Genomic DNA, 15,774 nt, shown 5'->3' with positions numbered 1-15,774 from the left:
TTCCGTGCGTTTGATTGTACGGAAAAGAGTATCAGAACTCCGCAGAGAAAGTGAAGTGATAAACACGTGGCAGGCCAGCATACAAGCTGGATGCTGCGCCAGATGTGCCACTTGGTGCGCCGGTATAAACCGAGGCCCAGTAGCGTTCATTAGTAGCGTTACTCACCCCAAAACGTACAACCCATGGAAATTGTGCCACATGAAATGCATAGCGCGTACCCAGATCCAACGTGGTGTAGGACCCGGTATGGAGTGTGTTGGTAACGTTAGCTGCGCGATTGCCCATGTAATGCACATTGGCATTGAAGGCCCAGCCAGAGGCAAATGACCCCATGGAAGCCGGCAAGCGATAATCCAGCAACATGTTAGCCTGCAAAGGTGCTGCGCCAACAATTTCCTTATTATTAAGTGAGGAAGATGCTGCGTGCACTAGTTCTGCATCCAGCCAGGTCATGCCAGCAAGTACAGAAAGGTTAGGCAGCACTTCGCCAGAAATCTGGGCTTCCACACCATAGTTGCGCTGTGTGCCGCCGTATTGATAGGTCTGGCAATTTGTCATGGCTGCGCAACCTGCATCCGGGTTTTTTGCGGCCACATACATTGCGTATGGTGATGTCATACGGAAACCGGCAACGTTAAACTGCATTGTTTTGTAACGCAATTTGTAGCCCACTTCATATTCTTCAGAATGGGCAATGGGCAGCGCCATGTTTGTGTTGGTGTAGCTTGCACTATTAGGGGTAACAGGCCCTGCTTCAACAGAACGACCATAAGTAAAATAGATGGTCTGGTTATCTGTTGGTTTGTACATCACGCTGGCTGTGGGGATAAAAGCTGCTGATGTATCAAAAGTTTTTCTGAGAGGGCTTTTGGAGTTAAGCGCACTTTCCTGATTGATCCAGCTCCAGGCAAGTGTGCCCATAACAGACCAATGTTTGTTGATGCGCATGGTGTCACCCACAATAAAAGACTGGCTAGTGACACTGCTGGATTTATAACGCTCATGATAATAAGGCTGTGTGCCGCTGGAAGGGGAGGGGCCGGAGAGATTATATACCCCTAAGTTCTGTGCGCTTGTAACTGCACCTGTGGGGTTATAATTCCCCATCATGTAACCGTTGGTGCCAATCACCAGATCATGCTGCAAGGGCCCGGTGTGAACACGGCCGTTAAAATAGGCCATGTTACTGCCAACACGGAAATCATTCGCCGTGGTTGTGGCAGTTGCTTTGGAACTGAACCAGCCATTGCTACCAGTTAGGCCACCGCAGGTTTTGCTGCCATCACACAATGTATCAGCCACACCAAAGGATTGTCTGGCGGCATCCTGATACAAACCACCCAGTGTGAAGCTCCAATCTTTGTTGATCTGGTGCTTGATTTTGGCAAGAAACGTATTGGTTTCCATATTGTAGCCGCTCCATTCAGGAGCCAGACGTTTGCTCAGATCCGGTGCTTCGGGCAGTTTATCTCCGCCCACTCCGGTTGCTAGAATACCAAAACCGGGAGCAGTACCGCGCTGGTCAAAAGTGTAGTGGCTGGCATCAATTTCGATAACCGTCTTGTCATCAAGGTGGATATCAAAATCACCGCTGACCATTTCGCGGCGAACCATGCTGCCTTGCGTATAAGCGGTGCCGTTGGCATGCAGCATGTTCAGGCGGTAACCAAACCACCCATTCCGCCCCAAACGACCAGAAATGTCACCATTAACTGTTGGTGTGCCGATGGAATCTACACCAACAGAAAGGCGTTCTGTACGCCGATCTGTTGGGCGTTTGAGGGTATATTCAAAAACACCGGCTGGGTTTTCTGGCCCATACATTGCGCCTGCCAAGCCGTTCAGAACTTGCAGGTTGTCTACCCATTCTGCCGCATAAGGTGTGGTGGCAACAACGTTTAGCCCATCAAGACGAGAGTTGGAGATGACATCGGCCTCAAACCCACGAGATTGTGGGCGAGATGTGTTGGGATCACCACGAACTTCCAACTGCACGGAAGGGAGATATTGCGCCATGTCATTTAGGTTGCGGATCTGTTGGTTCACCACAACATCGTGCGGAACACCCATGACAGAATAAGGCGTATCCAAAGTATCTCGGTTACCTAATGGGCCAAGATAAACAATCTTGTTCATATATTTGGCGGCAGTGCCATCTGCGGCATGATGGCCATGAACATTCACAGTCTCACCATTGGAGCCATCCAGTATCCCTGCAATAGGGGCTGCGGTGGCTTGTTTTTTGGGTGCTGCTGTTTTTATAGCAGCTTGTTTGCTGCTTGCATGCGGCTTTGTAGGATCAAGCGTTGCAGCCAGTGCCGAGGTTGTCAACAAAAGGGCGCTAAACGTTCCAGCGGCGCAAAAAGTATGAAAACGATCGTGCATAGATTCTGGCAGGTCCGGGTTTAAAGTAAAAAACAAGGGGTGAGTTTCTTTTGCCGGGCCGGATGTCAGCTTGTCTATATATATTGGTACATAAATCTGTATATGAATGAATATGGATGGAGAGTGATGCTAAAATAATACAGTTATGCTGAATGGACTGCAGAGCGATAAGATGTGCTGTGAGTGCCAAAAGATAATTGAGTAACGCTAGAAAAAAGGCTCTACCTACAAAAGGTAGAGCCTGCTTAAAATAAGTATTGTATTGACGTATTAGGCACAATGTTTGGTATCTGCTTTATTCTGATGATTAACTAAAAAAGGTTCTTCTGCGCGAATATTTATGGACAGAATGCCAATAGTGCAGTGGGATAAGTTACCTTGCCAGAGGCAGTGCAGCGTTACCATTGATCTATGCGCAATCAGTCCAATTTGTATCGTGCCAGCCTTCTGGTTTTTGGGCCTGAAGGTGAGAAGTGATTTTATGCTGATGTTTGGTAGAAAGGAAATGTACATTTCCCACAGCAATACCCATTAAACGACGGTTATTTACAACGGTTCAAAACATCTCCATTTTTTATACCGTCCAGCACAATCCCATCTGAATTGCCAGCAGATGCGCCGTTAAAACCAGAAATGACCAAACCCGTATTTGTATGACCATCCATAATAATGGTGCTGCCAGCATCGGAATAGATGGATGCTTTGCTACCAGTTAACAAAGTTACGGTGCTGCTTAACTGGCTGTCACTTCCAATGCTTAATGATGCATCGTTTTGAATGGTGATTGTCCTACCGTTTTTAGCGGTTGGGTTAGTGATTGTAGCGCCCGCATTGGCATATTCATGACCACCATCACTTATAGTGGCACTAATAGAGCTTCTTCCTGCAGAAACAGCTTCAAAGGCAGTGGTGCTGCTTACAATGGTATTGGTTGTGGTGTTTGCCAGAGATGTATTGAAAGAAAAGTCATAACCGCTGTTATTAAATGTAATATTCTGAAGTGTACCGCCTGAAACGTTTACACCACTATTCCCGTTTGTAAGGTTGTTTCCGGTGCTAGTAATATCTGTGGCAGAACCCCATCATAGAGATTAATAAACCCGCGTGTATTGAGGTGAAGGCCAGAAATGCTGCCGCCAGAAACAGTTATGATGTCACTTTGTATGGAACTGCTAAAGACTTTTCCATCATCGTAAACTATCGTATAACCGCTTATAATTTTAGTATCGGCAGCAATATAACCACCAGCAGAAATATGAACATATCCATCATTTTCTAGCGTTGCGGAGGTTAAGTTGCCGCCATCATCAACAATAAGCCCACCACTGCCATGTGTTGCATTCACAACCGTGACATTGCCGCCAGACAGGGTAATGAGACCGCTCTAGGTTGTTGTATCAGTCAGTTCACTGTCTGTATGAACATCAACAGCACCGGCAGAAAGAGTTGTATCCGAAGCAGACCCAGAAAGATTCATGGTAACGTAAGGTTCTTTTAAAGTGGCAGATATACTTGTGCCACCAGAGGAGACGAGAATATTCTCACCTGTTGTTGCTGATGTAAACGAGGTTGATCCAACAGTTTCAAGCGTGCCGCCAGATATGAGTGCGCTAATGGCGGCCCCATTACTATAAACATATTATATCCCTCGGCCTCAGCAGTAACACCGCTGGCAGTGCTGCCGTTCTGCTCAGTGTTGCTGCTGTCACCATCAATGGTAGTAATTTGAGAAATATATGAAATGATCGTTATTTTTTATGAACAATGGGTTTTATTGTTTCAATAACTTGTTTCGCCGTAATAAGGCGCGTGCATTCAAACTGGCGCGGCGTGTTGGCATGCCGTGGGCACCATAAAAAATCATGGTGATCAAAACGCTCTTTCGGGTCATTCCAGCAAGAATTACAGGTGTGCCAGTTGATGATACGGAAAGGCGTTTCAAATTCGGTTGTCGGGTGGCTAAAGCCAGCAATCATGACCACAGGGGTTCCGGTAGACCATGCCAGCCAAGATAAGCCAGAGCCAAGCCCGATAAAAAACTCTGCATGTTTCAGCCAGCGCGCACGTTCTGTAAGAGGGCGGCTACCGGTTTGGTCTTCTGCTTCATACGGAATATGGTTCCAGACAATACCAGTACCATGTACGGTTTTCTGATCAATACAGATCACCCGGTATCCTTGGGCTTTCAGCCATTTAATAACTTCATCCCATCCCGTCGGATTGTTCCAGTATTTGCATTGAGATGATGCTTGAGCGGCAATACAAACATAAGGTTCCTCAATAGGGCGTCCTTCATCTGGAAAGCTGATTTTTGCAGGTTCTTCTTTGGGGCTAACCCCAAGAATATAGGCTGCCGTTTTATGTAGTCCCACCAAACGGAAGTCGGAAGGTTGCCAGTCACAAGTGGCATCATCAAAAAAGAGGCCTAGATAATAAGTTGCGTAAGCCTGCTCTGTAAGTTTTTTTGTTCGTACATCATCATGCGTAACAAAATTGATGTGTGGGTAGGCATTTTGAAATAATGGAATCAGGAGTTCGGACATGGCGCATGTTACCTGCGCTTGCTGCGTTTCTGCAAAACGTGCGGCATAGGGTACCCATGCCAACGTATCTCCCAATGTTCCGACAGGGAATATGATAAGAACCTGCTTATTTTTTGAATCGTAAGCGTGGGAAAAAACCTGCGTGCTGGTAACTTTTCCGTCTTCTGCTGTAACATCCTGCCAGACAGTGATGCCAAACCGCACGTACCAGCGCTTGGATGAACGAACGAGCGCTTGGCTCAAGCCCGTCTGTGCAAACAAAATATTTCCGGTATCCAGATCTGCGAGTTCAATACGCCAAGTCCCTTCCGTTTCTCCCAACAAAGGGAGGTGAACGCGGCACCCCTCGTTAAAATCAAACCGAATATTCTTTGGCGCTTGCTGTGTGGGAAGCGCGGCAGCTGTGGGGTATGGGGCCCCTTGTATTGTCTTGGACTGATTAGCTTGAGTGCTGGCTGCCGTTGTCTGATCAGTCATGTTTTATACCACCAATAAAGAATGTTTGACTATCTTTGTCTTGGAAATGTGTATGTGTTTTCATTTTCTCAACCATCGAATTGCGCGAGGATAAAACCCTGCCTATTGAGTTGTTAACTAATTACGGGACAAACTTATAACATTTATTTATGTTAGCGCAATCGAAACATAAATATTCATGAAAATTTTGCGCAATTGATAGGGGTTAAACAAAGAACTCCCATGTATTTTTAAGCTCAGGACTCATTCTTTGATAGGGAATGATAAAACTTGTTGCGAGTGGATGCCAGACAAGAATGTATAAACTCAGTGATCATATCGTGTTGCGACATGTTGCTAGTTTTTCAGCTTTGCGAATATGCTTTTGGTATTAAGGTTGCATGCTGACTCAGAAAGCACGCGCCAGAAAGATGGCGCGTGCAATTTTTTCAACGTGTATTAATGCATATAGAAAAATATATTTTATTATATATAAGTATTTGAAAATATTACATTTAATTTTGAATTTACTGGACGCTACGTACTTGATCATCAAGGATGGTTGTACGCTTTTGAGGGGAGATTCCTATTTCAGGACACATCTTACGCTGTTCTATACTGCGTACGGATGCCAGGCGTGTTTGTAAAGTGTTTAGTCCCATTTCGGTAGAATCTTCTCGAAGAGGCTTACCTGCTGGGGTTAAGGTCATACCTTTCATAACACCTATACCTGGTATTGGATCAAGTTTTACAAAAAATCCTTTGTCTTCTTCTGCATTTCCGTTTTCTATATCGGTTTCTTCCTTGTGCTGTAGCGCATCAACTTTGTCTGAAAGTTTGACATCTTCTACAAAGAGGTGTCGACAATCTAGACTTTCCAACGCAGGCTCTACGGCCCATGCAGTATTCCCAATGATACTGATAGTTAGAGCAGCAGCAGCGCTTACTACTCGTTGCTTTAGGTTTAGCATTTTCCTATCTCCCAGAAGTTCATTTTGAACCATCTATTATATAATTTACCTTTATTAGGCGCAGTGATTAGTACTGAAATTGCATTCCCAGTAAGAAAGCATTGGAAGCGTGCGTACCCATGGGTTTGTACCTGACATAATCAAAGGTAAAACGAAGGTTGTGGCCATCCAGAACATAGTTTGCGCCAGCATCAAATTGGGTGGTTTTAGGATGGCCAGGGCCGTACATATCTTTTTTATAGCGAAATTGCTGGTATCTTACCAAAGGCTGTAATCGGCCCCAGCCTAGTGTGTAAGGAATAAGGTAAGCGGTGCTGGCCAGAAAAGCCGTACCATTGTTGATACCTCCAACATTCCCATAATCTGCAGAACGTTGGTGATAACCTGCGGCAATATCTTTTACGCCATCCGTATAATACTGATAGTAGGCGCCTTCTAAAGTATAAACACCATAGCGCGCATCGGGGCCAATTCGTTTTTCAAATAGGCCATCAATATTCCAGGCTTTATAATCGCCTTTTTGTTGTGCTGTACCTACACCATCCGTTTCGTACTGGCCTGCTAGGCCAATAGCAAGGATATCAGCTTTTCCATAATAAGTACTGGCTGTGTAGTAGGCGGGTGATGGTTCGGGATCAAGGAAGTTGTATTCTAAGCGACTGGCAAACAAAGGATGCTCACCATAGTTGGAGGCATCGCGCTGCCAGTTATGACCGCGATAGACACCGGCCACATAGCGAAAATGATTTTTTAGAAGTCTGCCCCAAACGGCCAGCCCATCATCACGGCCAGACCAGGCTCCAGGGTATTGAGCAACAATGGGAAAGGCATATGTACTAAGGAAGTATGGTCCATCAAGGTTGGAGCGATCACTTGGGGTGAGCATGCGACCGCCCCAAACATTGAATGCTGTCCAGGGTTCAATCTGCAAAGTACCATCAAGAACGTTCCAGTTTCCGTCACGCAATCGTTCAAGATTGACGGTTGTTTTAACATATTTATGGAACTGTGCTCCCATATAAATACGTAAGTTGCTTGCGCTGGCGGCACTTGAATTGCTTGGTGTTGCATTCGGATCTTTTGATAGGTACTGCGCTTTGACGCCAACTCCAAGCGTAAAAAACTGATCCTTGCCAAAATTTACCGTGACTGCAGCATGTGCATATTGTGAGGTTATGGCTCCCAAAATGAAGCAGGTAGAAAGGATGCGACTAGAGCGAGAAAGATGTATCGTCCAATTTTTCGAAAACCTTGAACTGACCGTAATCATGCGTTCCCTCCTTTATCCGAGGTTCACTGTTGGGTTACATTTATAACATTACGATAACGAACCTAAATTTTTGCATGCGTGAAATGACTTATTCCAATGAAGTAAATCAGTTTTGAAAATTTTCTGGAAAACGGACAGTAAAGTAATAAAATTTAAAAATTCCTTATAAAACAAAATACAATCAATATTTTTGTTAAATTTATTTTGCAAAAATTTTGTATGTTTTGTTTTTAAATATAAAATTTTCATTTTCTGTACGTCAAACAACGTATGGGCCAAAAGCCATATTATATCGGACGATCATGAAGCGGGTTTGAGGAATATATGCCTCCAAACCACATACCACCGAACCTAAATAGGTTTTCGACACAAAGTATGGGAGAGATTCATGGGAAGCACCGGCAGTGTGAGTGCGTGGGAAGAAGCCCTTCTTGTTGCATTGATTCAATATCCGGTCCCGGTCATTAAAGGTCCTGAAGATATTCAGACACAGGTTGACCAGATCTGTCGTGCGGTTGATTCAACCAAGGCAGGATATCCGGATCTCGACCTTATTGTTTTTCCTGAGTATTCAACGCAGGGTCTCAATACGGCAATCTGGACTTATGATGAGATGTTGCTAACCCTCGAAAGTGAGGAAATTACTCGTTTTAAAGAGGCATGCCGTAGGAACGCTGTATGGGGTGTATTTTCTCTGATGGAGAAAAACGAGAATCCTTCATTACCCCCATATAATACAGCCATTATTATTGATGCTGAGGGTGAAATTGCCTTACATTATCGTAAGCTACAACCATGGGTACCAATCGAGCCTTGGTCTCCAGGTAATTTGGGAATGCCTGTGTGTGAAGGCCCTAAAGGATCGCGGTTGGCTGTATGCATCTGTCACGATGGTATGTTTCCAGAACTAGCGCGTGAAGCTGCTTATAAAGGAGCTAATGTTTATATCCGTATTTCTGGATATTCGACACAGGTCAATGATCAGTGGATTTGGACTAATAAAACAAATGCCTGGCAGAATCTTATGTACACCATGTCTGTCAATTTGGCCGGGTATGACAACGTATTTTATTATTTTGGTGAAGGCACAATCTGTAATTATGATGGCAATGTGATCCAACAAGGGCATCGTAACCCATGGGAAATTGTCACGGCGGAATTGTTCCCTCATTTGGTAGATAAAGCACGTGAAAACTGGGCACTAGAAAACAATATATTTAATCTTGGATGTCGTGCTTATGTTGGAAAACCTGGAGGAGAGAAAGAAAATTACCTTACATGGGTAAGAGATCTTGCTGCAGGAGAATATAAGCTTCCATGGGATAATAAGGTTCGTATTCGAGATGGGTGGAAATACTATCCTGATGGCGTAAAACTTGGTCCAATGCCAAAATAGCTTTTGATAATAACCACCTGTTAAATAAGGCAGGTGGTTGTTTTTTATCTACACCAGAAGGGCTTGAAGAACACGTGCGGTTGCAGATGCACGGTTTTCAACCCCTATTTTTACGTAAGCTTGTTCAAGATGTTTATTAACTGTTCTGTGGCTGATAGAAAGTATTTCTGCAATATCCCGATTGGTTTTGCCTTTTGAAATCCAGAATAGAACTTCTGCTTCTCGCGCTGTTAGATTAAGGCGTTTTTGTAATGAAGCAATCTCATTCCCTTCTTTAGAAACAGTTAGACGTATAAGAAATTCTTCCGGTTCTGGTTGTCCCATAAAAATAAGATTTACATTTATATTCTTACTTTTATTTGGATGTTTATAGCATACTTCTGCTATGGTGGGTTCTATTTGGCAATGCTGATGCCAGTGTAAGATATCTTCAGGAAGATATGAGCTCTCTGCGATGAGGGTATCGTCCAGAATCAGGGGAACTTGTGGCGTAAACCATAAGATTTTCCCTTGTTTGTTTACAGCTAGAAAATGGCGCCCGGAAAAATCAATTGCTCGGTAGATAGATCTTGTGGTGCGAGCGTTTTTAAGGTGAGTTTGAACACGAGCTAGAAGTTCAGGCGGTTGTATAGGTTTGATGATATAATCAACGCTGCCAACATCAAAAGCCTGTACAATATGTTTTTGCTCAGAAAGACCAGTCATGAATATGACAGGAATATCACATAGCTCTGGCATCTGTTTCATTTGTGTGCACATTTCAAAACCATTTGTTTCTGGCATAAGAGCATCCAAAAGCACCAGATCAACATCTACATCTAAAAGTATGGAAAGGGCATTCTTGGCAGATTGCGAAACAAGAGTAGTGAAGCCAGAATTTTCCAATATATTCATTATAAGAGAAAGATTTTCTGGGCTGTCATCTACAACAAGAACAATGCCGTTCATGATATTTCCTTATAATCTTCTAGAAATTTTTGCAATTTTTTCATTTGCGATCGGTAAGCCATATCGCGAATAAGCTGAGCATCAACGGAATCATCTATTTTATCAAGAAGACGTATGATTCCGGCAACATGTCCAATTCGAGATAAGCGACGTAATTCTGCGAGATGGTTATCTGGTAATCTATGAAGTGATGTAGACGAGGGTTTTGTTGGCTTTGGAGACGGTTTTATAGCACTGAGTGCTTGGTTTATAAGAATAAGCAGATCTGGAATTGAAACAGGTTTGGAAAGAATGCTATTGCAAAGCCCTTCTCTGTTGTTACCTAAGCGCGTTTGTTCATCAGCAGAAATAACAAAGATAGTAGAATCATGGTTTATACTGTTCCGTAAATGACGTGCTAATTCCCATCCATTCATTTCGGGCATGTTGATATCAATAAGGAAAATATCGATCCGAACATGTTTTGCAATATCAAGGCATTCTTGCGCACTTGCTGCAGAGTAAACTAAAAACCCAAAAGGCTCTAGAACATCATTTATCATTCCGCGATGAATACTATCATCATCAACAACAAAAACAGATGGGCGCTTACTACCTTCATGTATTTGAACATTATATGTAGGCGCCGGGTTTTCCTTTGATTCTGTTTGTGCGAGCATTAGCCGCACGCGGCAAGTTGTGCCCAGTCCAACCTGGCTTTTGATTGTGAGTTCACCTCCTAAAATCTGTACAAGAAGGCGAGTTATAGTTAAACCAAGTCCGGTTCCCTGAATGCTTTGTGAAGCAGGGTGAGAACTGCGCTGGAAGGGTTCGTGAATACGTTCTATGTCAGTTGCGGGTATTCCTATCCCTGTATCTTGTATCTCAAAAGTTGCAATTTCCATGTTCCATCTGACGGAAAATGACACAGATCCGCTTGGTGTAAATTTGATAGCATTGGAAAGAAGATTAATTAAAATTTGTCGGAGTCTTCTTTGATCTGTCATAACGTATTCAGGCAGATCATCTGGAATATGCTCAATAAACAGCAGTTTTTTTTGATTGACCTGAAAACGAAGCATTTCAGTAAGATGTTTTAGAAATTCTCGAAAATTAATTTTTTCGCGCAAAATATCCATACGACCCGCTTCTATTTTTGAAATATCAAATAAACCTTCAATCAGACCACTTAAATGTTCTGTGCTCCGTTGTATAACTTTTAATCCTTCATTTTGTTTTTCAGGCGTGAGCATTTTATTTTCTAGAAGGTAAGCATAACCCATGATGGAGTTGAGAGGTGTACGGATTTCGTGACTAACACCTACCATAAATCGACTTTTTGAAAGATTAGCTGATTCAGCACGTTCTTTAGCTTTTTTTAATTCCTGATCCGTGCGTTTGTGCGCATGTATTTCTCTCATAAGAAGACGTGTTTGAAATCTATTTTCATCTTCTGCGGCACGATAACTGCGTTGGCTGAGCACCAGAAACCATGCAATGACGGTTAAAGGCGCACTGAGCAAAAAGAATGTTTTCCAGAAAATAATGTAAAGCTGGTTGGGTAAAATGTGTGGAATTTTTAAAATGTTTATATAAATGCTGTATAAAATAATTCCCATGCAAAAAATAAGTATCGAAAAAATAATAAAATAACGACCTAAAATACCAGATACTTGGGCAGCAATAAATTTAGGGAATATACTGTAGGTTACTTTTTTTATTTGCCCTGAAAGATGTGCTGTTTCTGCTTTGCATGCATCGCGACAACGGGAGTCCAACGTGCAACACAACGAGCAGATAAACCCCGTATAGACAGGACAGAAGGCTATATCTTCCTGTTCAAAAGAGTTTTTGCAAATCACGCACACACAATGAACTTTGTCGCCTTGAAGAGAGAGGGGAGGGCGTGCCAGATAATAACGTCCTTCGGTCAACCATCCGATAAAAGGCGCCAGACAAAAGGAGGTTGTTAACCCGATAAATGGGGAAAAAGCTGATAATGTGTCACCAAATAACCCCGTGTAACTTGCTGCGGCTATAACAAGGCCGCCTGTCATGCTTCCCATACCTACAGGGTTGATGTCGTAAAGATAGGCGCGGCGAAATTCGATTCCTGCTGGGCTAAAACCAAGTGGTTTATTGATGGTGAGGTCTGATGTAAGTGCACCTATCCACGAGGCTGCAATTGTTGAATGGAGGAACAGCATATGCACAATGGTGCTATATACATCCATTTCCATCAAAAGTAGGCCCAGCCCGACATTGAATACCACCCACACAATGCGCCCGGGGTGGCTATGAGTCATGCGGGAAAAGAAATTGGACCATGCAATAGATCCTGCGTAAGCATTTGTAATATTAATTTTTAGCTGTGACAGCACAATGAACAGAATGGTCAATACGAGCGCAAGGCCATGAACCGATGTTACCTGCTGAAAGGCAAGGAGATACATGGTTGTAGGTTGTTGTGCTTCTACTGGGAGCACGCCATGGATAATAGCAATCCATGCTAGAAACATACCTGCAAGGATTTTCAACCCACCGGGGAATATCCAGCCCGCACCGCATGTAAGGAGTACGCCCCACCATGTCCATTTCTGGTACGTCTGTTTCGGCACGGGAAGAAAGCGCAGAAAATCTACTTGTTCACCTATTTGGGTAATCACAGAAAATATGATCGACAGAGCTCCTCCAATTCCGGCCAATTCCAAAACAGGAAGTTCACGCGTGCCTGCGTAATGTATCCAATTTGTTATAGGTACAGGTTGCTTCCAGGCCATAACCAAGAAAGGGAGTAGCTGAAGAATAAGCCATGGTGCAACAGTCCATCTCTGAAAGCGGCTTATAAGAGTAAAACCTTTTGCAACTATTGGAATGATAACGAGTGCTGAAAATATGTAACCTAGCCAAAGGGGGATATCGAGGCACATTTTGAGTATGTCGGAGAGTATCGCGCCTTCTATGGCAAAAAATATAAAAGTGAATGACGCATAGATAAGAGAGGTAAGAGTTGAACCAATGTAACCGAAGCCAGCACCACGTGTAAGTAGATCAAGATCTATGCCATAGCGTGAGGAATAGTAGCTGATAGGGAGGCTTAATAGGAAAATCAGCGCAATACCCAACAGCAGTGCTAGGCAGGCGTTTGGAAAGCCATATTTTAAAAAAACGATACCTCCAATCATTTCGAGGGCAAGAAAAGAAACACCCCCAAAGGCTGTATTCGCGACACTTAAAGGAGACCATCGCCGTGCTGCTTCGGGCGTGAAGCGCAAGGCATAATCTTCCATTGTTTCATCCGCGACCCAGCGGTTGTAGGTGCGGCGTGATCTGATGATTCGCTGATGTGGGAACATGCGTCTCCCCACGACACTATGAGGGCTTCTGCTAGAGTGTGGACCAAAAATCTGTCGAATGTATAGTAAATAACGATTCCGAAATGAAAAGAGTCTTTTAGACCCATTGTTGTACGTTAATCGACGTATGGCGAACGCGTGCCTACTTTCCGACAGTCAGGTTGTTGTCACGGAGTGTATCGACACTCGCAGCCAAGGTGGTAGGTCTTATGCCTGACAAGAAAATTGATCTTTTGAAGCAACAAGCCAGCCGTCGTCAGATGCTTGCTGGTCTTTCAGCTCTTTCACTCACTCCTCTTCTATCTCGTCTTGCATATGCAGATGTTCCATCGACTGCCGCAGTGAATACGACGGGGCTAGCCGTTACCGATGATACTGTCACAGTTGGAATTCTACATTCTATCACAGGCACCATGGCGCTGAGCGAGATCGGGTCTGTTGAAGCAGAGAAGTTGGCCATTGCGCAGATTAATGAAAGTGGCGGCGTTCTCGGCCGGAAAATCAACTTCATTCAGGAAGACGGTGCCAGTGACTGGCCAACGTTTGCCGAAAAAGCGCGTAAACTTCTTGAAAATGACAAATGTGCATCTGTCTTTGGGTGTTGGACATCTGCATCACGCAAAGCTGTGTTACCTGTATTCGAACAGTACAATGGGCTGCTTTATTACCCGACATTTTATGAAGGACTCGAGCAGTCACGTAACGTGATCTATACCGGACAGGAGGCTACACAGCAAATTCTTGCTGGCCTTGACTGGATCAGTAAGGAGAAGAACGCGAAAACATACTATCTTCTTGGGTCCGATTATATTTGGCCCCGAACAGCGAATAAAATAGCGCGCAAGCATATTGAGAATCACCTTAAGGGATCCCGTGTGGTGGGCGAAGAATACTTTCCGCTGGGGGACTCTCAATTTAACTCCGTCATCAATAAAATTAAGCTCATAAAGCCAGATGTGATCTATGCGATCATTGTCGGTGGTTCAAATGTGGCCTTTTACAAGCAACTTAAGGCCGCTGGGCTAGATCTATCCAAGCACAATCTGATGACCATTTCTGTTACAGAAGATGAAATACTTGGTATTGGGGGCGAAAATATAGCAGGCGCTTACGCATGCATGAAGTACTTCCAGAGCATTGATACTCCTGACAACAAAAAATTTGTTGCGGCTTTCAAAAAAATGTGGGGTGAAAAAAGTGTAATTGGGGATGTTACACAAGCAGCTTATCTGGGGCCATGGCTATGGAAACTTACAGTAGAAAAGGCCGGAACTTTCGATATCAGTAAGGTGATTGATGCATCTCCGGGTATTGAATTCAAAAATGCTCCCGAAGGTTATGTGCGGATTCATAAAAATCATCATCTGTGGAGTAAAACACTGGTTGGTCGTGCCCGTACAGATGGTCAGTTCGATGTGATTTATGAAACACCAGAACTCATGGAGCCAAATCCGTTCCCCGTTGGATATCAATAAACTACGTGGGCACTGACCGTTCATTCGGTTTTTCTTTCTCCCCTCATCAGGAGATACTTGATTATGCTTTCGGGATATTCATTTAATGACCTGGCATCCATTTTTGTTATGCAAAGTTTTGCTGGGCTTATCTTGTTTTCAGTTTTTCTCCTGATGGCATTGGGTCTGGCCATCGTTTTTGGTCAGATGGGTGTGATCAATATGGCTCATGGGGAATTCATGATCCTCGGGGCTTATACAACTTACGTCTGTTCCTATATTTTTGCGCAATGGGCGCCAGCGCTGTTTGGGCTATATTTTTTTGTTGCCGTGGTTCTCGCATTTATTGTTGCTGGTATATCCGGGATGTTTCTGGAATGGTCATTAATACGTTTTCTTTATAAAAGACCGCTGGATACACTTCTTGCTACATGGGGCGTTAGTTTGATTTTGCAGCAAATCTTTCGGTCAACATTTGGTGCCCGTGAAGTAGGGGTAACGCTTCCTGACTGGATGATGGGGTCATGGAATCTCAGTGATACTATTCAGATTCCTATCAATGGTATGATTGTCATTGCGATTACATTTCTAATTACCGGCGCAATCTATGCTCTGCTTTATAAATCAGGCTGGGGTAAGCAGGTACGTGCAGTCATGCAAAATCGAACAATGGCTGGTAATGTCGGCATTAATACCGAACGGGTTGATCGTTTTACTTTCGGTTTAGGTTGTGGAGTTGCTGGTGTTGCGGGTTCGGCTTTTACCATGATTGGATCCACAAGCCCTACGGCAGGCCAGCAATATATTGTGGATACATTTTTGGTTGTTGCATTTGGAGGTACTGAAAGTCTGGGGGGGACAATTGCGTCTTCATTCAGTATTTCTCAAGCACGTTCTATCCTTGAGTTTTTCCTTAATGGTTCCATGGCGCAAGTGTTTGTTCTGCTTACTGTCATAGGCATTCTCATGTTGCGTCCACAGGGTCTATTTGCCCTTAAAGTCCGTCGTTAGGAGA

The 15,774-nt window shown here is 43.8% G+C and carries 10 protein-coding genes; 3 read left to right on the top strand and 7 right to left on the bottom strand.

The genetic code is table 11. The annotated features are described in order from the left end of the window. Positions 1 to 31 precede the first annotated feature (31 nt). The 5 genes from FKW31_RS02520 to FKW31_RS02500 all read right to left on the bottom strand — a co-directional run bounded on the left by FKW31_RS02520 (position 32) and on the right by FKW31_RS02500 (position 7,626). Positions 32 to 2,386: a TonB-dependent siderophore receptor gene (locus tag FKW31_RS02520; protein ID WP_150177505.1), complete on the bottom strand. Its 2,355-nt coding sequence runs from the start codon at positions 2,384 to 2,386 to the stop codon at positions 32 to 34. 1,018 nt (positions 2,387 to 3,404) lie between these two features. Continuing rightward, positions 3,405 to 3,731 carry a hypothetical protein gene (locus FKW31_RS16315; protein WP_238332726.1) on the bottom strand — a complete coding sequence of 109 codons (327 nt, stop codon included), beginning with the start codon at positions 3,729 to 3,731 and terminating at the stop codon, positions 3,405 to 3,407. A 403-nt stretch (positions 3,732 to 4,134) separates the two neighbouring features. Then, positions 4,135 to 5,406: an autotransporter strand-loop-strand O-heptosyltransferase gene (locus FKW31_RS02510; RefSeq protein ID WP_150177502.1), complete on the bottom strand. Its 1,272-nt coding sequence runs from the start codon at positions 5,404 to 5,406 to the stop codon at positions 4,135 to 4,137. A gap of 506 nt (positions 5,407 to 5,912) precedes the next feature. Continuing rightward, the gene (locus FKW31_RS02505) at positions 5,913 to 6,389 is read right to left on the bottom strand and encodes a hypothetical protein (protein ID WP_006116728.1); all 477 of its coding nucleotides are present in this window, start codon (positions 6,387 to 6,389) and stop codon (positions 5,913 to 5,915) included. A gap of 34 nt (positions 6,390 to 6,423) precedes the next feature. After that, complete coding sequence (locus FKW31_RS02500) at positions 6,424 to 7,626, bottom strand: porin (RefSeq protein WP_238332725.1); 1,203 nt, start codon at positions 7,624 to 7,626, stop codon at positions 6,424 to 6,426. A gap of 388 nt (positions 7,627 to 8,014) precedes the next feature. Here FKW31_RS02500 and FKW31_RS02495 point away from each other — a divergent pair, with 388 nt between their 5' ends. Continuing rightward, positions 8,015 to 9,022, top strand: a complete 1,008-nt coding sequence (locus FKW31_RS02495; protein ID WP_150177500.1) for a formamidase — start codon at positions 8,015 to 8,017, stop codon at positions 9,020 to 9,022. 48 nt (positions 9,023 to 9,070) lie between these two features. Here the strand turns inward: FKW31_RS02495 and FKW31_RS02490 are convergent, their stop codons facing one another. Both FKW31_RS02490 and FKW31_RS02485 read right to left on the bottom strand, forming a co-directional pair. Beyond that, positions 9,071 to 9,970, bottom strand: coding sequence for a DNA-binding response regulator (locus tag FKW31_RS02490; RefSeq protein WP_150177498.1), 900 nt, complete (start codon positions 9,968 to 9,970; stop codon positions 9,071 to 9,073). Beyond that, complete coding sequence (locus tag FKW31_RS02485) at positions 9,967 to 13,305, bottom strand: ATP-binding protein (RefSeq protein ID WP_166443367.1); 3,339 nt, start codon at positions 13,303 to 13,305, stop codon at positions 9,967 to 9,969. Before FKW31_RS02485 ends, FKW31_RS02490 begins: the two co-directional genes overlap by 4 nt. A 260-nt stretch (positions 13,306 to 13,565) precedes the next feature. Here FKW31_RS02485 and urtA point away from each other — a divergent pair, with 260 nt between their 5' ends. Together urtA and urtB are read left to right on the top strand one after the other, a co-directional pair. After that, positions 13,566 to 14,780 (top strand): urea ABC transporter substrate-binding protein, encoded by a 1,215-nt coding sequence (gene urtA / locus FKW31_RS02480; RefSeq protein ID WP_150177572.1) that lies wholly within the window; start codon positions 13,566 to 13,568, stop codon positions 14,778 to 14,780. 63 nt (positions 14,781 to 14,843) lie between these two features. Next, complete coding sequence (gene urtB, locus FKW31_RS02475) at positions 14,844 to 15,770, top strand: urea ABC transporter permease subunit UrtB (RefSeq protein WP_150177494.1); 927 nt, start codon at positions 14,844 to 14,846, stop codon at positions 15,768 to 15,770. Positions 15,771 to 15,774 lie beyond the last annotated feature (4 nt).

The organism is Acetobacter sp. DmW_136 (genome assembly GCF_008690365.1).
In the GTDB taxonomy this organism is placed as follows: domain Bacteria; phylum Pseudomonadota; class Alphaproteobacteria; order Acetobacterales; family Acetobacteraceae; genus Acetobacter; species Acetobacter oryzifermentans.
The sequence above is the reverse complement of the archived record's forward strand: the minus strand, read 5'-3'. Positions and strand labels throughout refer to the sequence as shown.